Annotated in this window: 22 protein-coding genes and 1 other annotated feature; of the genes, 16 read left to right on the top strand and 6 right to left on the bottom strand. The window is 60.6% G+C overall.

The annotated features are described in order from the left end of the window. The first annotated feature begins 248 nt into the window (after nucleotides 1–248). From Q0601_RS13630 to Q0601_RS13620, 3 genes are all read left to right on the top strand, one after another. Entirely contained in the window at nucleotides 249–881 is a 633-nt protein-coding gene (locus Q0601_RS13630; RefSeq protein ID WP_305290394.1) for a nucleoside/nucleotide kinase family protein, read from the top strand. 90 nt (nucleotides 882–971) lie between these two features. Beyond that, nucleotides 972–1,024, top strand: a sequence feature (sul1 is cis-regulatory element that is thought to sense ions involved in sulfur or methionine metabolism; They are found in Alphaproteobacteria). A 102-nt stretch (nucleotides 1,025–1,126) separates the two neighbouring features. Further along, nucleotides 1,127–2,419, top strand: coding sequence for an SAM-dependent methyltransferase (locus Q0601_RS13625; protein WP_305290393.1), 1,293 nt, complete (start codon nucleotides 1,127–1,129; stop codon nucleotides 2,417–2,419). 123 nt (nucleotides 2,420–2,542) lie between these two features. Beyond that, a complete protein-coding gene (locus Q0601_RS13620; RefSeq protein WP_305290392.1) occupies nucleotides 2,543–3,052 on the top strand; it encodes a L,D-transpeptidase family protein in 510 nt (169 codons plus the stop codon). Between the two features lie 68 nt (nucleotides 3,053–3,120). On the opposite strand, the gene Q0601_RS13615 is transcribed toward Q0601_RS13620, so the two are convergent. Genes Q0601_RS13615 through Q0601_RS13605 form a run of 3 tightly spaced genes read right to left on the bottom strand, consistent with a single transcriptional unit; the run spans nucleotide 3,121 to nucleotide 6,121 of the window. Next, nucleotides 3,121–4,665 (bottom strand): tripartite tricarboxylate transporter permease, encoded by a 1,545-nt coding sequence (locus Q0601_RS13615; protein ID WP_305290391.1) that lies wholly within the window; start codon nucleotides 4,663–4,665, stop codon nucleotides 3,121–3,123. Between the two features lie 16 nt (nucleotides 4,666–4,681). Then, entirely contained in the window at nucleotides 4,682–5,128 is a 447-nt protein-coding gene (locus Q0601_RS13610; protein ID WP_305290390.1) for a tripartite tricarboxylate transporter TctB family protein, read from the bottom strand. A 9-nt stretch (nucleotides 5,129–5,137) separates the two neighbouring features. Next, nucleotides 5,138–6,121, bottom strand: coding sequence for a Bug family tripartite tricarboxylate transporter substrate binding protein (locus Q0601_RS13605; protein WP_305290389.1), 984 nt, complete (start codon nucleotides 6,119–6,121; stop codon nucleotides 5,138–5,140). A gap of 184 nt (nucleotides 6,122–6,305) precedes the next feature. Between Q0601_RS13605 and Q0601_RS13600 the strand changes: the two genes are divergently transcribed. Genes Q0601_RS13600 through Q0601_RS13580 form a run of 5 tightly spaced genes read left to right on the top strand, consistent with a single transcriptional unit; the run spans nucleotide 6,306 to nucleotide 10,203 of the window. Next, a complete protein-coding gene (locus tag Q0601_RS13600; protein WP_305290388.1) occupies nucleotides 6,306–6,920 on the top strand; it encodes a DUF4178 domain-containing protein in 615 nt (204 codons plus the stop codon). Further along, nucleotides 6,917–8,233 carry a DUF4178 domain-containing protein gene (locus Q0601_RS13595; RefSeq protein WP_305290387.1) on the top strand — a complete coding sequence of 439 codons (1,317 nt, stop codon included), beginning with the start codon at nucleotides 6,917–6,919 and terminating at the stop codon, nucleotides 8,231–8,233. The genes Q0601_RS13600 and Q0601_RS13595 overlap by 4 nt, the downstream gene beginning before the upstream one ends. Nucleotides 8,234–8,245: 12 nt before the next feature. After that, on the top strand, nucleotides 8,246–8,419 hold the full coding sequence (locus tag Q0601_RS13590; RefSeq protein WP_182912961.1) for a hypothetical protein: 174 nt from the start codon (nucleotides 8,246–8,248) through the stop codon (nucleotides 8,417–8,419). Nucleotides 8,420–8,440: 21 nt separating this feature from the next. Then, nucleotides 8,441–8,665, top strand: a complete 225-nt coding sequence (locus Q0601_RS13585) for a DUF350 domain-containing protein (RefSeq protein ID WP_232845118.1) — start codon at nucleotides 8,441–8,443, stop codon at nucleotides 8,663–8,665. Next, nucleotides 8,662–10,203: a polyamine aminopropyltransferase gene (locus Q0601_RS13580; protein ID WP_305290386.1), complete on the top strand. Its 1,542-nt coding sequence runs from the start codon at nucleotides 8,662–8,664 to the stop codon at nucleotides 10,201–10,203. The genes Q0601_RS13585 and Q0601_RS13580 overlap by 4 nt, the downstream gene beginning before the upstream one ends. Here Q0601_RS13580 and speD read toward each other — a convergent pair. After that, nucleotides 10,170–10,550, bottom strand: coding sequence for an adenosylmethionine decarboxylase (gene speD / locus Q0601_RS13575; protein WP_305290385.1), 381 nt, complete (start codon nucleotides 10,548–10,550; stop codon nucleotides 10,170–10,172). The genes Q0601_RS13580 and speD overlap by 34 nt on opposite strands. Before the next feature lie 211 nt (nucleotides 10,551–10,761). Between speD and Q0601_RS13570 the strand changes: the two genes are divergently transcribed. Genes Q0601_RS13570 through Q0601_RS13540 form a run of 7 tightly spaced genes read left to right on the top strand, consistent with a single transcriptional unit; the run spans nucleotide 10,762 to nucleotide 17,566 of the window. Continuing rightward, on the top strand, nucleotides 10,762–11,232 hold the full coding sequence (locus Q0601_RS13570; RefSeq protein ID WP_305290384.1) for a DUF805 domain-containing protein: 471 nt from the start codon (nucleotides 10,762–10,764) through the stop codon (nucleotides 11,230–11,232). Further along, nucleotides 11,232–12,023: a hypothetical protein gene (locus Q0601_RS13565; protein ID WP_305290383.1), complete on the top strand. Its 792-nt coding sequence runs from the start codon at nucleotides 11,232–11,234 to the stop codon at nucleotides 12,021–12,023. The genes Q0601_RS13570 and Q0601_RS13565 overlap by 1 nt, the downstream gene beginning before the upstream one ends. Beyond that, nucleotides 12,016–13,359 (top strand): hypothetical protein, encoded by a 1,344-nt coding sequence (locus tag Q0601_RS13560; RefSeq protein ID WP_305290382.1) that lies wholly within the window; start codon nucleotides 12,016–12,018, stop codon nucleotides 13,357–13,359. Before Q0601_RS13565 ends, Q0601_RS13560 begins: the two co-directional genes overlap by 8 nt. Next, nucleotides 13,346–14,302: an AAA family ATPase gene (locus tag Q0601_RS13555; RefSeq protein ID WP_305290381.1), complete on the top strand. Its 957-nt coding sequence runs from the start codon at nucleotides 13,346–13,348 to the stop codon at nucleotides 14,300–14,302. The genes Q0601_RS13560 and Q0601_RS13555 overlap by 14 nt, the downstream gene beginning before the upstream one ends. After that, complete coding sequence (locus Q0601_RS13550; protein ID WP_305290380.1) at nucleotides 14,302–15,618, top strand: DUF58 domain-containing protein; 1,317 nt, start codon at nucleotides 14,302–14,304, stop codon at nucleotides 15,616–15,618. The genes Q0601_RS13555 and Q0601_RS13550 overlap by 1 nt, the downstream gene beginning before the upstream one ends. Next, nucleotides 15,615–16,670 (top strand): stage II sporulation protein M, encoded by a 1,056-nt coding sequence (locus Q0601_RS13545; protein ID WP_305290379.1) that lies wholly within the window; start codon nucleotides 15,615–15,617, stop codon nucleotides 16,668–16,670. The genes Q0601_RS13550 and Q0601_RS13545 overlap by 4 nt, the downstream gene beginning before the upstream one ends. Continuing rightward, nucleotides 16,667–17,566: an RDD family protein gene (locus Q0601_RS13540; protein WP_305290378.1), complete on the top strand. Its 900-nt coding sequence runs from the start codon at nucleotides 16,667–16,669 to the stop codon at nucleotides 17,564–17,566. Before Q0601_RS13545 ends, Q0601_RS13540 begins: the two co-directional genes overlap by 4 nt. A gap of 65 nt (nucleotides 17,567–17,631) precedes the next feature. On the opposite strand, the gene Q0601_RS13535 is transcribed toward Q0601_RS13540, so the two are convergent. Continuing rightward, the gene (locus Q0601_RS13535) at nucleotides 17,632–19,329 is read right to left on the bottom strand and encodes a thiamine pyrophosphate-binding protein (RefSeq protein ID WP_305290377.1); all 1,698 of its coding nucleotides are present in this window, start codon (nucleotides 19,327–19,329) and stop codon (nucleotides 17,632–17,634) included. Nucleotides 19,330–19,637: 308 nt separating this feature from the next. Here Q0601_RS13535 and Q0601_RS13530 point away from each other — a divergent pair, with 308 nt between their 5' ends. Next, a complete protein-coding gene (locus tag Q0601_RS13530) occupies nucleotides 19,638–20,297 on the top strand; it encodes a histidine phosphatase family protein (protein WP_305290375.1) in 660 nt (219 codons plus the stop codon). Here the strand turns inward: Q0601_RS13530 and Q0601_RS13525 are convergent, their stop codons facing one another. Next, nucleotides 20,298–21,293 carry an NADPH:quinone oxidoreductase family protein gene (locus tag Q0601_RS13525; RefSeq protein WP_305290374.1) on the bottom strand — a complete coding sequence of 332 codons (996 nt, stop codon included), beginning with the start codon at nucleotides 21,291–21,293 and terminating at the stop codon, nucleotides 20,298–20,300. Nucleotides 21,294–21,329: the final 36 nt, after the last annotated feature.

Here is a 21,329-nt window from a genome sequence, read left to right as displayed (position 1 = left end):
CGCCCTTTACCCTGCCCGCCGATAACCACCCATGCTCCTTCGTAACAGCATGCGGCGCCCGAGTGCAGTTTGCCATTCGTCGTCTCTTGATCGGGCAGGCCGGGATAGGTATCGGCACATCAACCGGTTCTTCCTTGTGGATATCTTTGGAAAACTCCATCCGATGCGGAATTTTGCAGCCCGTCACGATATGTTATTGGCCGGATCGTCCGGCGCAATCGGCGCCGTTTCCCCGGAAAGGCCCGCGAATGACTCGTGACACGACGATTGATGCCCTGCTGGACCGGCTGACGGAACTGGCCGGTCAGACGCGGCGGAGCTTCGTGGCATTGGCGGGCGCTCCGGGCGCGGGCAAAAGCCATGTGGCAGAGCGGCTGGCAGCCGGGCTTGCCCGCCGCGCGCCCGGCCAGGCCGCGATTCTGCCGATGGATGGCTATCACCTGGACGACGGGCTGCTGGAACAGCGCGGGGACCGGATGCGCAAGGGGGCGCCGCATACATTCGATCTGGATGGTTTCGCCGCCATGCTGAAACGACTGGCCGCCGATGACGGTCGCCCGGTTCTGGTCCCCGTTTTCGACCGCTCGATCGAGATCGCCCGCGCCGCCGCCCGTGAAATTCCGGCCTCCGCACGGCTGATCATCGCCGAAGGGAATTATCTGCTGCTGGACCAGCCGGGCTGGTCAGAGCTTGCCCGGCTGTTCGACCTGACGGTGTTCATCGACGTTCCCGAAGAGATCCTGCGCAAACGCCTTGCCGCAAGATGGGCCGGGACAGAGACCACAGAAGCGATGCAAAAGCTGGAGGGCAACGATCTGCCGAATATGCGCCTTGTCGCAAGGCATAGCCGGCCTGCCGATCTGCGTCTTCCCAATGGCTGAAACAGCGAGAAACACCTGTGACGGCAAAGCGTTGCCGCGCTTATACAGGGCCGTTTACAATTAATTTCAGATAGTGCAACAATCGGATGAACCGGACTCGATAGATCGAGTGGCTCATCCGGGAGCCTATCCCCCGGCCATCCGAGCAGGTTCCTGTTGCCGTGGGTTACGATGGTCCTGTTGGTTAACAGAATTTGCGGCGGCAGATTCGAACCGGTGCTCGTATCCAGTGTGAATACAATGCCATGACGAAACGCGACTCTTTTTTCCAGGAACTCATACAAAAGAAGTTCAAGAATCTCGTCAAAGACACGATCCGCACGGGCACTCTGATCATCGAGCTACCGTCCGGTGCCCGTTACCAGGGTGGAGACGGTTCGGGTCAACCGGTGATCATGCGGATCAAGAGCTGGCGGACATTGGCGCGAATCGTGCTGTATCCGGATCTTGCGCTTGGTGAAGCCTATATGGATGGCGATCTGACCCTGATCGAAGGCGACATGTACGACCTTCTCGATCTGATATTCGTCAATCTGACAGTCGAGGAACCCCGCGGATTATCCACCTTGACCCGGCGCCTTGTCCGCCTGTTCATCCGCATCACCGATTACAATACACCTCTGCGTTCGCGCCGGAATGTCGCCTATCATTACGATCTGGACCGGCGGTTATACGACCTGTTCCTGGACAGCGACCGGCAATATTCCTGCGGTTATTTCGAATCCCCGGACAAGAGCCTGGAAGAGGCGCAGCTTGCCAAGAAGCGGCATCTTGCGGCCAAGATGAACATGCAGCAGGGCCAGCGGGTGCTTGATATCGGTTCGGGCTGGGGCGGGCTTGCGCTGTATCTGGCGCGGATGTTCGATGCCCGCGTGCTGGGCGTCACCCTGTCGGATGAGCAGCTGGCGATCTCGACCGATCGGGCCCGCGCCGAGAAACGCGCCGGTCAGGTGGATTTCAAACTGCGCGATTACCGTGCATTGACCGGCAAGTTCGACCGGATCGTTTCCGTCGGCATGTTCGAACATGTGGGACGCCGAAGCTATGGCGAGTTCTTTTCCAAGGTCAGCGAATTGCTGGCGGATGACGGGGTGATGCTGCTTCACTATATCGGACGCTCGACCGCGCCTTATGTGACGAATGGCTGGATACGGAAATACATCTTCCCGGGCGGCTATCTGCCCGCCCTGTCGGAAGTGATGCCCGAGATCGAGAAATACGGACTGATCGTCACCGATCTCGAGGTACTGCGCCTGCATTACGCCGAAACCCTGCGGCACTGGCGCAAGCGCTTCATGGCCAATCGCACCCGCGCCATCGAACTTTACGACGAACGCTTCGCCCGCATGTGGGAATTCTATCTTGCGGCAGCCGAGACCGCATTCCGTTATCAGGGTCTGGTCATTCATCAGATCCAGCTTGCGAAATCGGTTTCATCCCTGCCGCTGACCCGTAACTATATCCATATGCAGGAAGACAGCCTTCGGAAGCAGGATCGCGGCCGCGGCCCGGTCCTGGCGAAAACCGCGGCGAGTTGAGGCGGGAATACCCATGCGCAGCCGGGGCGTCACCGCCTCCTCTCGCAAATGTGAGTCAAAGGCGAGGGCGTTCCTTGCCGTTACTGCGTTGCCAGCGGCAAACGCCCCGTCTAACCTGCCGCCATGACATTCAAGCGCAGACATTTTTTAGCTGGTATCCTGTTATCCGGGCTTGTGGCCTGCGGTGACAGCAAATTCAAATCCTATTCCGGCCCCAGGGTCACCCGGATCGATGTCTATAAAAGCTCGCGCCAGATGTATCTGTTCAGCGGGAACAAGGTTCTGAAGGTCTATCCTTTCGGTCTGGGTTTCGCGCCGGTCGGAGACAAGGAATTCGAAGGCGACGGCAAAACGCCCGAGGGGCTGTATTACATCAACCGCCGCAATCCGGACAGCCGCTATCACCTCTCGATCGGGATTTCCTATCCCGATATACAGGATGTCGCAGAGGCTCAGGCCAAGGGCCTGCAAGTCGGCAGCGACATCTTCATTCACGGCCAGGGCCCGGAAGGCAGGGTGCTGTCGCAGCGCAAGCGCGACTGGACAGTGGGCTGCATCGCAGTGACGGACGAGCAGGCCGAGGAAATCTATGCCATGGTCGAGGACGGCACCCCGATCCGCATCCTTCCGTAAAAAACCGAAACCATCGGATCTCGACGGACAGATCTTATCCGCTTATTGCCCGCCGCAGCCGCCCGGATTCACCTCCGCCCCTTCTTCTTTGTCCAAATACCTTGGGGGTCCGGGGGCAGCGCCCCCGTCCGTCTGCCCCGAAAAACAGACTTCACCACCGGGAACACGATAAGCGCAACAGCCGCCATGATGAACCCGCAGGCGATCGGACGTTCCAGAAAGATCATCGGATCCCCGCGCGATATCAGCATGGCCCGCCGCAGATTGGTCTCGATCAGCGGGCCAAGAACAAAGCCAAGCAGCAGCAATGCCGGGCTGAATGCGGCCAGCGACAGCGCGTAACCGACCGCCCCGATCCCGGCCACCATGGCGATATCGAAAACCGAGCCGCGCACCGAATAGACGCCAAGGCATATGAACACGATGATCGCCGGATACAGCCAGCGGAACGGGATGCGCAGCATCGACACCCAGATCCCGATCAGCGGCAGGTTCAGGATCAGCAGGAACAGATTGCCGATCCCGAAACTGACCACCAGCCCCCAGAACATGTCGGGCCGCGCCTCCAGCATCAACGGACCGGGTTGAATGCCGTGGATGATCAACGCGCCCAGCATCAGCGCCATGATCGGATCGCCGGGAATGCCAAGGGTCAGGGTCGGCACGAAAGCCGTGATCGCGGCCGAGTTGTTCGCCGCCTCCGGCCCTGCGACACCCTCGATCGCGCCCTTGCCGAATCTTTCGGGCTGGCGCGCAACGCGCTGCTCCATCGCATAGCTGAGGAAAGACGAAATCGTCGAGCCGGTCCCCGGCAAGGCACCCAGCATGCTGCCCAGACCCGTCCCGCGCAGCACGGGCGCCACCATCCGGCGCAGATCCTGACGTGTCGGGATCAACTGACGCAGCGTTACCCGGTCGGGCGGGCCATGACGGTCGGCCCTGCGAATATTCGAGATCACCTCGGCCACGCCGAAAAGACCCATCGCCAAAGCCACGAGATTGATGCCGTCGATCAACTCGGTCCGGCCGAATGTCAGTCTCTGCGCCCCCGAATTCACATCCGTCCCGACACAACCAAGGATCAGGCCCAGAACCACCATCGCAAAGCTTTTGGCCGGATGTTTCGATCCGATGGTCGAGGCCGCGACCAGTCCCATGATCATCATCGCGGCATAATCCGCCGCGCCGAACTCGGTCGCCACACGGGACAGCCAGCCGGCAAGCACCACCAGCACCACGATCCCCAGCATCGAGCCCGCAAAGGACGAGATCATCGCCGTGAACAGCGCCACCCCGCCCCTGCCCTGCTGCGCCATCGGATAACCGTCCAGCGCCGTGACCACCGATTGCGGCGTGCCGGGCAGGCGCAACAGGATCGAGGCGACCGCGCCGCCATATTGCGCGCCGTAATAAACCCCGGCCAGCATCACGAGCGCCGCCTCGGACGAGATGTAATAGGTCAGCGGCAATAACAGCGTGATCGCCGCCATTGCGCCGATCCCCGGAAGCACCCCGACAAAAGTTCCCAGCAATGCGCCGAACAGGCTGTAGATCAGCACTTCCGGCTGCAGGGCGACGGTGAAACCGTGGGCGAGCCCTTCCAATGTCGTCATCTCCGCAGCTCCTGAATCACCGGCTCCACGGCCAGACGGGGATCGCCATTTCAAGCGCCTGGATAAAGATCGCCCATGTCAGCCCCGCGATTATCGCCGCCAGAACCAGCCGCCAAAGGATGCCGGGACGCGGCGCGACCACGCTTGCCACGAAGGCCGCGACAGCCGCCGTGATCACGATACCTGCGCGATTCATCAGCAATGCGAACAGAAGCAGCGCGACGATGATCCCCAGCAACTCGCGCCCGGCGAAGCTGCGGGTTTCCCCGGCGCGCCAGATCGCCGGGATGGCGATGATCAGACCCAGAACCGCCAGAACCGCACCAAGCGAGACCGGAAAGAATCCCGGCCCCATCCGTCGCAGATTGCCGATATCGTAATGCATGAATGAATAAACGGCCACGGCCAGACCAAGCAGGGAAAGAAACCCGCCCCACAGGATATCATGATAATCGCGCCGCATCCGGGACGTTTACTCTGCCGCTTCCGTCTTGTCGATCACCGCGCCCCACAGCTCGGTATCTTCGACGATCCGGTCGGCAAGAAGATCGGGCGCCCCGCCTTCGGCTTTCCATCCGATGGCCAGAAGTTTGTCCTGAATCTCCTTGTCGCCCAGAATCGTGTCGATTTCGGTGTTCAGCCGCTCGATAATTGCCGGATCCGTTCCGGCGGGTGCGATGAACGCGTCCCACAATTCGGCCCGGAAATTATCGGGCAATCCGGCCTGACCGGCCAGCACCGGGACATCCGGCACCTGCGGGAACGGCTCGGTCGAGGTGACGCCAAGCATCTTCATCTTCCCCGCCTCGACATGCGGCAGGGCGGCCGAGGGGGCCATGAAGCCGGAATCGATCTCGCCGCCAAGGATCGAGGTCGTGACCTCGGCATAGCTTTGGAAGGGGATATGGAACAACTCGATCCCCGCCTCGCTGGCAAAGAGTTCCGCGGTCAGATGCGCCCCGGAACCCTGCCCGACCGAGCCATAGCTGATCTCGCCGGGGCGGGCCTTGGCGTCCTCGATGAAGCTGGCGGCGTCATCGGCGGCGAAATCGCTGGACACGGCCAGCACCAGAGGAGTCGTCGCAATCAGGGAAACCGGCGCGATATCCGTCACCGCGTCATAGCCGACATCCGCGATCATCCGCTGCGCCGTGGTCAACGGGCCATTGATCGTCACGCCGAAACTGTGGCCGTCGGTTTGCGCCAGCATCTGCTGCACGCCGATTACGCCGCCCGCGCCGGGCTTGTTCTCGATCACGACGGGCTGGCCCAGCGCCTCGGCCAGCGGCTCCGCGATCATCCGGGCAATCGTATCGGGCGACGATCCGGCAGGAAACCCGACATAGACATGCAGCGGTCCCGTCGGCCATTCCTGCGCCAGAACCGGGGTTGCGGTAGTCAGGGCGATCCCGATCGCAGCGGCTGTGAAACCTCGTCGGCTGATATGAGTGATCATTGTCCGGTCTCCTCGTTGTTCCTTGCATGTCTTGTCCCGCCTTTACCCCGCAGCGTCAATGTATGACGGGCCCGGCTACGCAGGTCGACGCGGAAAATCCGGGCGTTGACAGGATACAGTAGCGTCACGGGGAATGATTTGTTATCGACCCGAAAGGATATCCGATTGGTCAGGCGTCGTAATTGTGACTGATTTTCATTGCCCGAATTGCGGAACACCGGTGAATGAGCTGGCGCGATATGCGCGGATGACCGTATGCGAAGCCTGCGATACCGCAATCCTGATCGAAGACGATGTAGTCCGCGCCGCCGGCGTCAAAGGCGTCATGCATGACACGGTTTCACTGTTCGACATCGGCGATACCGTGAAGGCGGGCGGTCAGGTGATCACGCTGGGCGGTAAGGCGCGGTTTTCCTATGGCCGGGGCTTCTGGGATGAATTCTGGGGCATGGATGAACGAAATGACCCTGTCTGGGTGTCACTGGACGAAGGCGACGTGGCCATCCAGCGCGAACTTGACGACCGAAGCCTGTCCAGCGCCGTCCAGAAGGCCCGGATCGGTGACGCGATCCGCATGGGCGGAACTGAATATGTCATCACGGAAATCGAGCAGGCGGAATGCGTGGCCCTGCGCGGTGTTTTCGATCATGAACTGAAAGTGGGCGAAACCTATAATTTCTTCAACGCATCCGGGCAAGGCAGCGCGATTTTGTCCTATGAATATTGGGATACCGGCGCACAGCTATATCTTGGCGACTGGTTCAACCCCTTTGATATCGTCGTGGAACCCGCGTCATGACGCTTTCCGCCGAAGTCAGGTCGATCGACTGCACCTCTTGCGGTGCGGGGCTGAATGTTCTTGGCGGCGGACGCGTGACCACGCATGTCTGCCCTTATTGCGGCACGATGCTGGACGCGAATGACGATTACCGCGCCTTGAAATCCTTCGGTGAATTGCAGCGCCCGGCAAGCGCGTTCAAACTTGGCGATCGCGGCCGGCTTTTCGGCGTCGAGTTCATCGTGATCGGCACGCTGGGATATGAGGAACACTGGAATGGCGAAGTTTGGGCATGGACCGAGCATCAGGTCTATTCCGAAACCCATGGCTATGGCTGGCTGAATTTCGAAAACGGCCATGTCACCTTTTCCCGGCGCGTCAGGACCGATGCATGGATCAGCACCGATCAGGTCAAGCGTTCGGAACATCGTCCCTCGGCCATCTACGGGGACGAGAAATACAGATATTACGAGACGACCGATGCCGCGATTTCCTTTGCGGAAGGCGAATTCACCTGGCAGCCCGAACCGGGGCAGCGCACACAGACAATCTCGGCCTTGGGCAATACAGGCATGCTGGATTTCTCGCAGGGGGAAACAGAGCGCGAGATCTACCTGACCACCTATGTCCCGGCAAAGGACATCGCCGACGGTTTCGGGATCGAGCTGCCGCCACCTTTGCAGAAAAATCATCCGCTGAAACCCGCCAGGACATGGGCGCATCGCAAATTTGTCGGCGCTGTCTCGGGCCTGTTCGGGGCAATGCTGCTAATCCTTGGCCTGATCCTGTCTCTGAATCCCGGCGAACCGCTTGTCTCGCAGGTGTACGATATCAATGACGACCTGCCCGCCACGCTGAATTTCGAGGTCACCAATAACCGCGGGATGGTCGTCATCGAGTTGGACAGCGATGTCGTGGACGGCTGGGCCGGTATCGACTTCCTGCTGACCGATCCCGATGGCAATCCCCGCTTCGAGATCGGCAGGACCAGCGATTACTATTCGGGCCGGGACGGCGATGGCAAATGGACCGAAGACGGCTCTCACGCGGCGATCCGTTTCAGGCCGGGCGGAAAAACAGGCCCATATCAGCTTGAGGTCGATATCGAAGAGGCGGGATTCTGGAAGGACGGGATATCCAGAACCCTGTTGCGCTCTGAATTCCCCGAGGTCATCCGACAGATCTCGGTAAGCGTCAGTCAGGCGCAGACCAGCGGCGTCCCCGCGTATTTCGCCGCCGCGCTGTTCTTCATCCTGTCATTCGTGACCTTCGCGCTGCCGGCTATCCTGCACCAGCGGCGCTGGGCGGGAAGCGACTGGGACGATGAGGATTGAGGGGCCAGATAGATGAGCGTTTTCCGCATATTTTTCATCGTCTTGTGCCTGTCCGCCTTTGGCGGATCGTGGTATGTGGGACGCCTTGGTATCGGCGGAGAAAGCACCGACATGCCCTCGGCCGGCGCCGGATCGGTCCGGGTTGGAGGTTCCGGCGGGTATTATGCCGGAGGCAATGTGAAATGATCTTTGCAAGGGGAAGCTGATATGGACCACTTTATGGCAAGTTTCGTTCTGGATGTGATCAGCACGATCGCATTCACATTCCTTGGATGCGCCCTGATGTGGGGAGTCTGGAAGCTGATCGACCGGGCAACGCCTTTCTCGATCATCAAGGAGATCGAAGAGGATCAGAATATCGCGCTGGCGATTCTGTTCGGGTGCATCTTCCTGTCGATCGCCCTTATCATCGCAGCCGTCATCGTTTCATGACGGCGGGTTCGCGGCCAGCGCATCGAGATGTCTGGCTGCTGATCGCGACATTCCTGATCGCCGTCGCGGGGCTGGTCTATGAATTGATCGCCGCAACGGCATCCAGCTATCTTCTGGGCGATTCCGTCCGCCAGTTCTCGCTTGTCATCGGCGTGTTCCTGTCGTCCATGGGCGTCGGCGCATGGCTGTCGCGCTTTGTCGGACAACCGGTTTCCGGCTTTATCTGGGTGCAGATCCTCATCGCCGTGGTCGGCGGCTTCATGGCTCCGGCGCTGTTCTATGCCTATGCCTATCTTTCGGCAGTTGGCCCGGTGTTGTTCGGCCTTCTTGCGGCGGTGGGTGTTTTGTCGGGCATGGAAATCCCGCTGATTGCACGGGTTCTCGAACGTGTGGGCGCGGCGCGGTTCCGGTTCGAGAACGTGCTGAGCGTGGATTATGCCGGTGCCCTGATCGCTTCGCTGGCCTTTCCCCTGCTGATCGTTCCCCATCTGGGCCTGATGTCCGCCAGCCTCGTCTTCGGCGCGTTGAATCTGCTGGTCGCCGGAGTCTCGCTTTGGCTGTTTCGCGATGAAAGCAGCGGGCGGCAGCGCATGGCGTGGCTGATTGCACTGGTCCTGACCTGTACGGCATTGATCCAGTCCGAGAAACTTCTGTCGGTTACCGAGGCGCAATTGTTCGAGGATGACGTCATCTTCAGCGAAGCGACGCCCTATCAGAATATCACTCTGACGCAATTCCGCGACCGGACACGGCTTTATCTGGATTATTCGCTACAATTCGACTCGCTTGATGAATATCGATATCACGAGATGCTGGTGCATCCGGCCATCGGAATGGCCCCGCGCCACGAGAATATCCTGATATTGGGCGGCGGCGACGGCATGGCCGCGCGCGAGGTTCTTCGCCATGGCGAGGTGAAGAATGTCACGCTGGTCGATCTGGATTCCCGCGTGACAGAGCTGTTCCGCGACCATCCCGAGCTTGCGCCGCTGAACGATCATTCGCTGTCCGACGACCGGTTGAAGATCGTCAACGAAGATGCGTGGCAATTCGTCGAAGATGACGGTGGGGCCTATGATGTCATCATTCTGGACCTGCCCGATCCCAAGAACCTGACGCTGTCCAAACTCTATTCGGCAGAGTTCTATGCGCTGCTGATGGAAAGAACGACGGCACAATCGGTCATCGTCACTCAATCCGGCGCGCCGCTGTTTGCCCGCGAAGCCTTCTGGTCGATCGTCACCACATGGGACAAGACCCGCAACCCGTTCGATCTGTCTGCGCCGCTTTCCGTTCTGCCCTACCACGCCTATGTGCCCAGTTTCGGAGAATGGGGTTTCGTGATGGCGTCACCCATGCGCTTGCGGGATCGTATGCCTGACTTGCCCGATGGGCTGCAATATCTGGATTCCGGACAATGGAGCGCCGCCACCCGATTCCCGCCCGACATGGCCCGTCTCGAGGTCGAGGCGAACCATATACAGACCCATGTTCTGGCAGATTACTATATGGATGGCTGGGAGAAATGGTTCGAATGACCGCGCATCACCCGCCGCAATTCCACATGCCGGGGCGCAAGCGATTGCTTCAGCATCCCCGCCGCCTTGTCGGGATCCGCCTTTCCGCACATGAAGATGTCGATGGCCGCAAAGCCCCGCTCGGGCCAGGTGTGGATCGAGATATGCGACTCGGCCAGAAGCAGCACGCCGGTCACGCCGTTGCCGCCGCCGAAATGGTGAAACGAGCCCGACAAAACGGTCGCCCCGGCAACTGCGGCAGCGGCGCGCAGGATGGCTTCAAGACGGGCGGGATCGTCCAGAAACCGACCGCCGAAATGGTCGATCAGAAGATGTGTTCCCGTGATATGTCGTAAGGGTTCGATCATGCGGGCAATTTTAATGCCCTGCGCCGGAAAGCGCCATGCGACTTCGCATGAGCCATGTGAATATGGTTGACCGGGCCAAATCCCAGTTAATAGGTAGGATTTTATGTATTAAGGAATGCCCGGCATCTTGCGCAGCCGATCGTTTCAATGCAGATTTAAGCCGTTCACATCTGGTTGATCGGCATAAGCCCGATAACTCTGGGGAATTGATATGGGTTTTAAAGAGGCAGTTCGCACGTGTCTGCGTGAAAAATACGTCACGTTTTCCGGCCGGGCGCCGCGCTCGGAATATTGGTGGTTCCAGCTTTTCTATTATCTGGTTCTGCTTGGCGGTATCGCACTCATCATGTTGGCGTCCGGCCTTCTTTTTTCCTCGCAAGGTAGCGGATTTGGAGGGGTCACGATAATCCTGTTCGTGATTGTCGGCCTCGTGGTTCTCGCCCTTACATTGCCGTCGATTTCGGTCATGGTTCGCAGATTCCATGACCGGAACCTGTCCGGCTGGTGGGTTTTGGCCGTCTTTGTGGTGCCCGGCATCTTCAGCGTCATCGGAACCGAGATTCCGGGACTCATCATCACGGTGGTATCATTCGTGATTACCGTGCTCAGGGGCACTGACGGTCCCAACAAATACGGCCCCGATCCCCTCAATCCGGAATCGAGCGCCGAAGTTTTTGCCTGATGGCCCTGTTCCCGCCCTGTCTTCGGCGGGGATTTGTCGCCTTCGTTCCGGCCCTGATCGCCTTTTGCGCCGCGCCTGCCGTGGCGCAGAAATCCGGGGAAAAGGACGGTTACCGCATCATCGAAAGCATTCCCGCACCGCAAGGGGAAAGCACTGATGCCTATGCGGAAATCGTGGCGAAACAGCGACTGACTCCCGATACGACCTATGCGACGCGCATCGAGGGGCAACTGGTCACCGGCCGACGGCTGCCATCCGAAGAACCTGACGGCCCCCCCGATCTTTCCCGCGAACCGTTATTCGACATGAATGGCGCGGGTGTCGCGGTCGCCGTGTTGTTGCTTTTGGCGGGGCTGGCGGCCTGGATGAAATTCGCGGGCGGCGGCGCGTTGCTTGCCCGTGCGCCCACGGATGCCGCCACCAAACCCCAGGACGCACCCGACGGCTGGAAGATGTCCGCGCAGGAAACCGCGGCGAGCCCGGCGGATCTGCTGTCCCGGCTTGCGCAGATGTCCGATCGCGGAACCGCGCTTGTCCTGCTGTTGCGGCATTGTCTGCTGGCTGCGGGGGCTGCGACGCAGATCCGCTTTGCGCGTTCCGATACGGAACGGCGCGCATTCGCCCGCTTGCCGCGTGAATATATCCACGGCAATCGCCTGTCCGAGATTCTGAAAACGGCGGAACTCGCGCATTATGGCGGCCGCCAGGTCGGAGAGGCCGAATTTTCGGCCATGCTCGATGCTGGCCGGTCGATCCTCGCCGAAGGTCACAAGGGCGCGGCGCATGGCTGAGGCACAGGGCAGGAAAAGCGGCAAATCCGGGCTGTTCATACTGCTGACCGTGGTGATTCTTGCCGGATTGGGGCTTTGGCTGCTAAGCATCGGCGCGAATAACGCACGCGACCGGGCGCTGGACAAATCGCCAATCGGGCTGGCCGGGCTGGCGCCGTGGCTTCGATCTCAGGGTCTGGATGCGCGAACGGCCAATCCGCGACTTATTCTGCCCGCCGAGGATTTCGGACTAACGGTCGTGCCGCTTTACGATGTGGATCTGTACAGTTACGAAAACGCGCCCGATAACCGGGAAGAGCGTATCGCCGCGCCGACCTTGCGCCAGATGGACGAGTGGGAGTTCAATCAGAAGATCAACCGGATCCCAGCCCTTGTGGCACTGCCGAAATGGCGTGGTGCCATGGTGGAGTTGGGCGTCGCGCATGAACAATCGCTGATTGCGCCCGACGATCTGGACCGGTTGAAGCTGCAGCTGGGCCTGGGCGATACCGCCATCGTCAGGGAAGGGCCTGAATTCATCGGCTCGGCGCAACGCTCTGGCGAGCGGGTGGAATTATTCCATGCGCAGCTTTTTGACCGGACAACGCTGACCGATGACTGCCGCGAAGTCATCGGGCTGGATTCCGGCGCATTGGTTTTGCGCTGCCAGTGGGAATCCGATCAATTGCCGGTATGGTTCCTGTCCGACCCGGATCTGCTGAATAATCATGGCCTTGCGGTTGCGGATAACGCCACATTCACCGCCAGCTTCCTTGGGCGTCTGCAAGAAGAGGCCCGCCCCGGCGCGATCTATGTCGATTTTCTGTCCGTGACCACGACCAAACAGGAATGGGAGGACGAACGGCAGGATTACAGCCGTGACAGCGAGGAATTCTCGCGGTTCTTCGAATATCCGTTCTCACTGCTATGGGCATCGCTGCTGATCGTCTCGGCGCTTGCGTTCTGGCGCGGCTCGCTTCGCTTCGGTCCGATCAACCAGTTCGGGATGGGCGCGCAAAGCGTCATGCGCGAACGCACGAAACGGGTTTCTCTGGGGGCCAAGGCACGGCTGCTGCGCCTGTCAGGGCATGACGGGCAGCTGGTTTCGGATCTTGTCCGGGCACAGATGGCGGATCTTGCCCGAAATCTGTTGGGCCGGGATGAGGGATTGCGGGGAACGGAACGCGCGCTGGCCATGCTTGCCCGGCGTGATCCGGAACTTGCACAGGAATTCGGCGCAGTCTCGCAGGGCCTGATAGAGGGTGGACCGGCAATGCCCCCGCATCAGCTTTCGGCGCAGCTTGCGCAATATCAGTCACTTCGCAACAAGGTCATGAATATTTATGGATTTGTCTGAATTTCAATCGCTTGCCGCCGATATACGCGGCGAAATCGGTTCGGTCGTCCAAGGGCAGGACGAATTGATCGACATGCTTCTGATCTCGCTTTTCGCGCGCGGGCATTGCCTGCTGGAGGGGCCTCCGGGCACTGCAAAGACCTTGCTGGCACGATGCCTCGCGCAGGTGGTCGATCTCGAATTCGGGCGCGTTCAGTTCACGCCCGACCTGATGCCCAGCGATGTTCTGGGCGTCAACCTGTTCAATTTCCAGACCAATGCATTCCATCTGACCAAGGGACCGGTTTTCACCGATATCCTTCTTGCCGATGAAATCAACCGCGCCCCGCCCAAGACTCAGGCATCGCTGCTGCAGGCCATGAACGAACGTGAAGTGACCATCGACGGTACCAGCTATCCGCTGGGCGGCGATTTCTTCGTGCTTGCCACCCAGAACCCCATCGAACAGCACGGAACCTATCCGCTGCCCGAGGCGCAGCTTGACCGTTTCCTGTTCAAGATACTTGTGGATTTCCCCGACCGGCAGGCCGAGATCGATATCCTGACCCGGAATGCCGGGCTGCCGCTTGACGCCGATAGCGGGCGGCGGGAATTGCGCAAGGTGCTTGATCGCGCCACCCTGCGCGCCGGACACGAACTGGTGGATTCCATCCGTCTGGACGGTACGATCATCACCTATATCGTCGATCTGCTGCGGGCGACCCGAAATAACGGTGACATCCAGCACGGCGCCTCGACCCGCGCGGCGGATTCGCTGGCGCGGGCGGTCCGGGCAAGGGCGGCGCTCGAGGGTCGGGATTACGCGCTGCCGGATGATGTGCAGATGCTGTTCGTTCCAGCACTGCGGCATCGTCTTGTGCTTGGCCCCTCGGCCGAGATCGAGGGCCGCCGCCCCGACGATGTGCTTGAGGCAATCATCCAGCGTGTCGATGCGCCACGCTGATGAGACCGTCGCGGCTTCTTGTCATCCTTGGCGTTGTCGCATCGGCGGCAAGCCTGTCGCTGGGGCTTTTCAGCCCTGAAAGCGGGGTATATGCCTTTGCGCTATGGACGCTTCTGGCGCTTGGCGGCGCGCTGGATCTGCTGATCTCGCCATCGCCCCGCAGCTTCGCGATCAGTGCCGATTTGCCGCATCGGGGTTTTGTCGGAACGGCGGTCGCGCTGGAAGTCGAGATTGCGGCCACGAAGGGACAACTTCCGGCCAATATGCAGCTTCGGATCAGTCATGACGATCATATCGCCCCTGAACTCGAAACGCTGACGATCCGGCCCGATGCCAAAGCGGACAGGGTGAAGATATCCCTGCCGCTCGGATTGCGGGCACGCGGCAATTCCCGGATCGAACGGTTATGGCTGCGTTTTCCGTCGCGCCTGCAATTATTCGAAATCATGCCAAGCCGGCCGCTGGATCTGGATATCCGCGTTCAACCCGATATCCAGCCCGTTCTGAACGGCGAGATTCAGACCCGGTTGCTGCCTTTGACCGACGGGCTGAAATCCATGCAGATCCGTGGGCAGGGCTCTGAGTTCCATCAGCTGCGCGAGTTCCAAAGCGACATGGATCCCCGCATGATCGACTGGAAGCGTTCTGCCCGGAGACGGGAACTGATCGCGCGCGAAACAAGGGCCGAGCGCAATCATCAGATCGTGCTGTGCCTGGACAGCGGACATCTGATGGGCGAGCAGATCAGTGGGGTTTCCCGTTTCGACCGCGCCTTCAACGCGGCGCTTGCGCTGGCATGGGCCGGGGGGCTGGGCGGCGACAATGTGGGTTTCTACAATTTCGGCAGCCGCCCCGGCCGCTTTCTGCCGCCCCGGCCCGGACGCAACGCGTTCAACCTGATCCAGTCGGAAGGGGCAGATCTGTTCCCCGAAGAAGCCGAAACCAACCACACGCTGGGGCTTTCACATCTGAATGGCGTATTGTCGCGCCGCTCACTGGTGGTCGTATTCTCGGAATTCGCCGATAGCGAAACGGTGCAACTGATGGTCGAGAATCTGGCCGTGATTTCGCGGCAGCATCTGGTGCTGTACGTCGCCTTCCGCGAGCCGGATATCGAAAATCTGGCCCAGCCGGAAAGTACCGGCATGGATGATATCGCGCTTGCCGTGGCCGCCCGCCAGTTCCGGCAGGAACGGCAAAGCGTGTTTGACCGGCTTAACCGTCTGGGGGTGCTGTGTCTCGATACCGCGCCCGAGGATCTGACAGCCGGGCTGATCTCGCGTTATGTCGATATCAAGGCACAGGAGTTGATATGACGCCCGAGCATGACATCCCGGCCGATCTGATCCGCTCATCCCGCTTCAGGGCAGAGCGCGAGGAAAACTGGAAGAAACTCGACGAGTTGGTCAGCCGGGCCGAAAAATCCGGCGTGCAGAGCCTGGGATATGGAAACACGATGGCGCTTGCCAGCCTTTACCGGCAAGCAATGAGTTCGCTTAGTCTTGCGCGGGCCATTTCGATGGACAAGGCGCTTGAAACCTATCTGGCGGCGCTTTGCGCCCGTGCCTATCTGGTCGTCTATGCGCCGCAGGAAAGCATTCGCGGCGTGACATCGCGATTCCTGTCCCGACGGATACCGCAGGCCGTACGCAGATCATGGTTCCCGATCCTTCTGGGCTTCTTCATGATGATATTCGGCGCGGTGGTCGCGCATATCCTTTACCGGCAGGATCCTAGCTGGTTCTTCACCTTCGTTCCCGGCGGCCTGGCCGACGGACGCACGCCGGAAGCATCGGTCGATTATCTGCGCAGCACATTGTTCGATGACAGTGATCAGAATCACGAAAATCTGGCCGTCTTTTCGACATTCCTGTTCTCGCATAACACCCAGATCGCGATCCTGATCTTCGCATTGGGCGTATTCGCCGCTCTGCCAAGCTTTGTGCTGACCTTCTATAACGGGCTGGTGCTTGGCGCTTTCGTCACCATGTTCGCCGATGCCGGGCTGGGATTCGAGGCTTTCGGATGGCTGTCGATCCACGGCGTCACCGAGATTTCCGCCATCGCCATCGCCTGCGGCGGCGGCGCGCGTCTTGGCCTTGCGGTTCTGGAACCCGGCAGTTGCAGCCGCAGCGAAGCCCTTTACCGCGCCGGGCGGGATGCCGTGACGCTGATCATCCTGGCGGGGCTGATGCTGATCGCCGCCGCGATGATCGAGGGTTTCCTGAGGCAATTGGTGCAGGACACGATATGGCGACTGATCGTCGGCTGGGGCATCGGCGCCCTCTGGCTGGCATGGTTCCTGCTTGGCGGGCGCGAGGATCTGCCGGACGGGCTGAATGCCGATAAGGAAAGCGCCGGAACATGAGCAACAAGACCCTGTCCATACATCCGCCCGAAGGCGTGCCGATCAGCTTTGCGCTTGCCTCGATCGGCGCACGGTTCGGCGGGCAGCTTATCGATATCCTGCTGACCTATGTCGGGTTGATCCTGTTCTTCTGGCTGATGATTTTCACCGGAATCTGGGACTGGTCCTTTCTTGCCGCGCTGTTCTTCCTGCTAAGTTTCCTGGTCCGCACGCCCTATTACATCTTCTCCGAACTGGTCTGGAACGGGCGCACATTGGGCAAGCGGATCACGAAAACCCGCGTGATCAGTGCCGATGGAAAGCGGCTTTCGGCTTATCAGATAGTGGTGCGGAACCTGATGAAGGAGGTCGAGGTCTTCATGCCGATCGTCGTGCTGTTCGGTGGCGATCTGATCGGCTCGGAAAGCAAGGCCTTCATGACATTCTGGATGATCGCGGTTCTTTGCGTTCCGCTGTTCAGCAAGCGCAACCAGCGCCTGGGCGACATGATCGCCGGAACGCTGGTTGTCGATCAGCCGGCGACCGTGCTGTTGCCCGATCTGGCCGTGCAGAACCCGTCAGACCGGGTCGATTTCACCTTCACACCCGAACAGTTGGGCATTTACGGCCGCTTTGAACTGCAAACCCTGGAACAGATCCTGCGCGAACCGCCTCATACGCAGGAAGCGACCGACCGGCTTGATGCGGTTGCACGGACGATCGCCGAAAAGATCGGGTTCGAGGGGCAGGTATCCCCCGCGGATCACTGGGATTTCCTGTCGGATTTCTACCGTCAGCAGCGCGAATTCCTTGAAAGCAGGCACCTGTTCGGCGACACGCGCGAGAACAAGTTCCACGCCGGGAAAAGCGAAAATCCTGCGGCCAAAGCCCGGCCGATTTCCGATCACCGCCCATAAAAACACCGCGCCCCCGCCATCGCAGGGCGCAAATGACCGGCGTTTCCGGTTCAGTGCGACAGGTTCTAGCCCGCCTGCCGCTCCTTTGCCGCTTTCCGCAATGCCGAGATCGTCGTCCGTGTCGAGATCTGTTCCGGATCCGTCACCAGTTCCAGTACAGCGGGACGTCCGCTTGCCCGCGCCCGGTCAAAGGCGGCAGCGAAATCCTCGGTCCGGGTCACACGCTCGGCGTAACATCCCAGACCTTCGGCCATGCGGCAGAAATCCTGATTGCGCAGGGTCGTGCCTGAAACACGCTCGGGGTGTTCCCGCTCCTGATGCATTCGGATCGTGCCATACATGCCGTTATTGAACAGCAGTACGATGGGACAGGCACCATATTGCGCGGCGGTGGCCAATTCGTTCCCGCTCATCATGAAGCCGCCATCGCCCACGAAGGACAGCACCAGCCGGTCGGGATTCACGATCGAGGCCGCCACGGCAGCAGGCACGGAATATCCCATCGCCCCGCAGGTCGAACCAAGAACCCGGCCCGGACGGCCATAGCGCATATATCGCTGCGGCCAGCCATTGTGATTGCCCGCATCCATCGCCACCACGGTATCGGCGGGCAAATTGTCGCGAAGCTGCGCCAGCACGACACCCATATCAAGCGCCCAGTCGCCGCCATTGGGCGCCTCGGTATCGGCAAGATAATCGCGATTCAGCGTGGCGCACCATTCGGCCCAGTCATCGGCATGGCCAAGATCGCAGCCCTCCAGGGCGGCGGCCGCCACGGCAGGGGTTCCGGCCAGCCCCAGATCGGGGGAATAGACGCGGCCGATCTCGTCAGCATCAGGATGGATATGGACCAGCCGGATGCCGGGATTTGGCGAATCCAGCGTGCTGTAGGCGCGGGTCGTCATCTCGCCCAGCCGCGCGCCGATGACCAGAAGCAGGTCGGCCTCTGCCAGATGCCGGTAAAGATCCGGGCCGGTCGAGGTGCCGAAATCGCCCGCATAGCATGCCGAACGGTTGTCGACGATGTCCTGCCTGCGAAAGGCTGAAGTCACGGGAATATTGTTCGTCTCGGCAAAGCGGGTGATCGCCATCGCCGCCTGATCGGTCCAGCCCGATCCGCCAACCAGCATCAGTGGGCGTTTCGCGGTTTTCAGCTCTGCCTTCACCGCTTCGATCGATTCGGCGGCAAGGCCCGCGCTGGTCGCGGTATAGGGCCGCGCATCCGCCACGGCGACGCGATCGGTCAGCATGTCTTCGGGCAGGGCGATGACAACCGGGCCCGGGCGACCCGAAGTCGCCACACGAAAGGCCCGCGCCATATATTCGGGAACGCGCCGCGCATCGTCGATCTGCGTGGCCCATTTCGCCACGGTGCCGAACATGGCGCGGTAATCGATCTCCTGAAACGCCTCGCGGTCTGTGGTGTCGCGGGCGACCTGACCGACCAGCAGGATCATCGGCGTGCTGTCCTGCTGCGCGATATGCACGCCGATCGCGGCATGGCAGGCACCCGGGCCGCGCGTCACCATGCAGATCCCCGGCTTTCCGGTCAGCTTGCCATGCGCCTCGGCCATATCGGCTGCGCCCGCCTCGTGCCGCGCGTTGATCAGCGTGAAACGGTCCTTTACGTCATGCAGCGCGTCCAGCACTTCCAGATAACTTTCTCCGGGAACGCAGAAAGCGGTATCCGCGCCATGGATCAAAAGTTGATCGACAAGGATCTGGCCGCCGCTTCGGACCGGTGTCTGGGAAGATTGCAGCATGTTCGTCTCCGTTATTTCACAGTGGCCATTCGCCCGCATGGAAAGCCAGGCTTTGTCCGCGCATATCCCGGCGGAACCAGACAAGCACGGTGCTGGCCCGACCGCAATATGTCATCCTTTGGCATGGGATAGTGGATGCATGACAAGCCCGCAAACGGAATGACGGCCATCAGGGATCAAACTTGCGGTATCCGCGCCATATATGGGGCAAGGGTTACGGCAAGGGGCGCAAAACTTGCAATAAACTGCCATCTGCGCCATGCCCTGCCGCGTGCCGGGCAATACGATATGCGAGATTCGAAAGGCCGATGATGAACCACGAAGCACGACAAAGCCGTTTTGCGCCTCCTGCCGGCGCGGCGGAACTTTTCCTTGTCCGGCATGGCGAATCCATGCCCGCGCTGCGGGGCGAAGACTTCCCGCTGAAGGACGGTCACGGCGACCCGGCACTGCATCCGGACGGCGAGGCGCAGGCGCGGGCCGTGGGACAGCGGCTTCGGAACAGCAATATCGCGGCGATCTATGTGACCACGCTTCAACGTACCCATCAGACTGCCGCACCTCTGGCCGCGGCACTGGGCCTGGAACCCCGAATCGAGGCGGATCTTCGTGAAGTATGTCTGGGGGAATGGGACGGAGGCGCATATCGCTTTCACGCGACCGAAAAACATCCCGCCTATCTGCAAGCGATGCAGCGGCATGAATGGGGCGAGATCCCCGGCGCGGAAACGACCGACGCGCTTCATATGCGTGTCCGGCGCGGATTGTTACGGATCGCGGCGGCGCATCCGGATTCGCGGGTCGCGGTTTTCGTGCATGGCGGCGTGATCGGCGCGGCCATGTCGATTGCCACCGGCGCAAAGCCATTTGCGTTCAACCGTGCCGATAACGGATCGATCAGCCTGCTGGTGATTCATGGCGAGACGATGATCGCAAGGCGATTCAACGACACCACGCATCTGGAGTAATCAATCGACGGTCAGCACGACCTTGCCAAGCACCTTCCGATCCTGCAACAGCGCAAGCGCCTCGCCCGCCCGTTCAAGCGGGTAGCGCGCGCAGATGCGGGGTTTTATCCGCCCGGCGGCATATAGCGAAAACAGCTCTGCCACATTCTCGGCGTGACCTTCCGGCTCGCGCCGAACCGCTGCGCCCCAGAATACGCCCATGATCTGGCATCCCTTGAGAAGGGTAAGATTAAGCGGAATCCTGGGGATTCCCGCAGGAAATCCCACGACCAGAAAGCGCCCCTTCCATGCCAGTGCACGCAGCGCCGGTTCGGCATAATCCCCGCCCACCGCGTCATAGACCACATCCACGCCCTCGCCGCCGGTCAGCGATTTGATCTGATCCGAGAATTGCTTCTGCGCGTCACGATTCATCTCGCGCGGATAGATGATGGTCTCGTCAGCTCCAATGTCCCGGCAGAATTTCGCCTTTTCCGGCGATGAAACCGCCGCGATGACCCGGGCCCCTGCCGCCTTGCCAAGTTCCACGGCCGCGGCGCCGACACCGCCTGCCGCGCCAAGCACCAGAAGCGTCTCTCCTTGCCGAAGCTGTGCGCGATCCTTCAGTGCGTAATGCGATGTTTCATAGGTGAACAGAAAGCAGGCCGCTTCATCGAAGGGCATCTGGTCGGGTATCCTGACCGTCCGCGCGGCCTTGGCAATGACATGCGTGGAATATCCGCCATGACCGGTCAGGGCCAGAACGCGATCCCCGACGACAAAACCGCTGACCTCCTCACCTATCGCCGCAATCTCGCCAGAAACTTCGCCGCCCGGCGCGAAGGGGCGCGGAGGTTTGACCTGATACAGGTCGCGAATGATCAGCGTATCGGGAAAGTTCACCCCGGCGGCGCGAACACGAAGCAGCACCTCATCCGGGCCGGGCTGCGGCATGGTCTGTCTGGTCAGGGCAAGTGTTTCGGGCCCACCCGGCTCAAGGCTCAGCATGGATCTCATGTCGCGCTCCTTTCATTTCGGCCTCTATAGGCCAAA

Origin of the sequence: Paracoccus wurundjeri (assembly GCF_030678915.1) — a bacterium.
In the GTDB taxonomy this organism is placed as follows: Bacteria; Pseudomonadota; Alphaproteobacteria; order Rhodobacterales; family Rhodobacteraceae; genus Paracoccus; species Paracoccus onubensis_A.
Note: the sequence above shows the minus strand (reverse complement) of the source record. Positions and strands in the feature narration are given on the sequence as shown.

Bases quoted from the DNA above. Each gene is read 5' to 3' on its own strand.
- Q0601_RS13540 (WP_305290378.1), top strand. From the start codon at position 16,667: ATGAGCAACAAGACCCTGTCCATACATCCGCCCGAAGGCGTGCCGATC.
- Q0601_RS13630 (WP_305290394.1), top strand. From the start codon at position 249: ATGACTCGTGACACGACGATTGATGCCCTGCTGGACCGGCTGACGGAA.
- Q0601_RS13545 (WP_305290379.1), top strand. From the start codon at position 15,615: ATGACGCCCGAGCATGACATCCCGGCCGATCTGATCCGCTCATCCCGC.
- Q0601_RS13525 (WP_305290374.1), bottom strand. From the start codon at position 21,293: ATGAGATCCATGCTGAGCCTTGAGCCGGGTGGGCCCGAAACACTTGCC.
- Q0601_RS13570 (WP_305290384.1), top strand. From the start codon at position 10,762: ATGGGTTTTAAAGAGGCAGTTCGCACGTGTCTGCGTGAAAAATACGTC.
- Q0601_RS13530 (WP_305290375.1), top strand. From the start codon at position 19,638: ATGATGAACCACGAAGCACGACAAAGCCGTTTTGCGCCTCCTGCCGGC.
- Q0601_RS13585 (WP_232845118.1), top strand. From the start codon at position 8,441: ATGGACCACTTTATGGCAAGTTTCGTTCTGGATGTGATCAGCACGATC.
- Q0601_RS13605 (WP_305290389.1), bottom strand. From the start codon at position 6,121: ATGATCACTCATATCAGCCGACGAGGTTTCACAGCCGCTGCGATCGGG.
- Q0601_RS13560 (WP_305290382.1), top strand. From the start codon at position 12,016: ATGGCTGAGGCACAGGGCAGGAAAAGCGGCAAATCCGGGCTGTTCATA.
- Q0601_RS13565 (WP_305290383.1), top strand. From the start codon at position 11,232: ATGGCCCTGTTCCCGCCCTGTCTTCGGCGGGGATTTGTCGCCTTCGTT.
- Q0601_RS13580 (WP_305290386.1), top strand. From the start codon at position 8,662: ATGACGGCGGGTTCGCGGCCAGCGCATCGAGATGTCTGGCTGCTGATC.
- Q0601_RS13620 (WP_305290392.1), top strand. From the start codon at position 2,543: ATGACATTCAAGCGCAGACATTTTTTAGCTGGTATCCTGTTATCCGGG.
- Q0601_RS13625 (WP_305290393.1), top strand. From the start codon at position 1,127: ATGACGAAACGCGACTCTTTTTTCCAGGAACTCATACAAAAGAAGTTC.
- Q0601_RS13535 (WP_305290377.1), bottom strand. From the start codon at position 19,329: ATGCTGCAATCTTCCCAGACACCGGTCCGAAGCGGCGGCCAGATCCTT.
- Q0601_RS13615 (WP_305290391.1), bottom strand. From the start codon at position 4,665: ATGACGACATTGGAAGGGCTCGCCCACGGTTTCACCGTCGCCCTGCAG.
- Q0601_RS13590 (WP_182912961.1), top strand. From the start codon at position 8,246: ATGAGCGTTTTCCGCATATTTTTCATCGTCTTGTGCCTGTCCGCCTTT.
- Q0601_RS13595 (WP_305290387.1), top strand. From the start codon at position 6,917: ATGACGCTTTCCGCCGAAGTCAGGTCGATCGACTGCACCTCTTGCGGT.
- Q0601_RS13610 (WP_305290390.1), bottom strand. From the start codon at position 5,128: ATGCGGCGCGATTATCATGATATCCTGTGGGGCGGGTTTCTTTCCCTG.
- Q0601_RS13550 (WP_305290380.1), top strand. From the start codon at position 14,302: ATGAGACCGTCGCGGCTTCTTGTCATCCTTGGCGTTGTCGCATCGGCG.
- Q0601_RS13555 (WP_305290381.1), top strand. From the start codon at position 13,346: ATGGATTTGTCTGAATTTCAATCGCTTGCCGCCGATATACGCGGCGAA.
- speD (WP_305290385.1), bottom strand. From the start codon at position 10,550: ATGATCGAACCCTTACGACATATCACGGGAACACATCTTCTGATCGAC.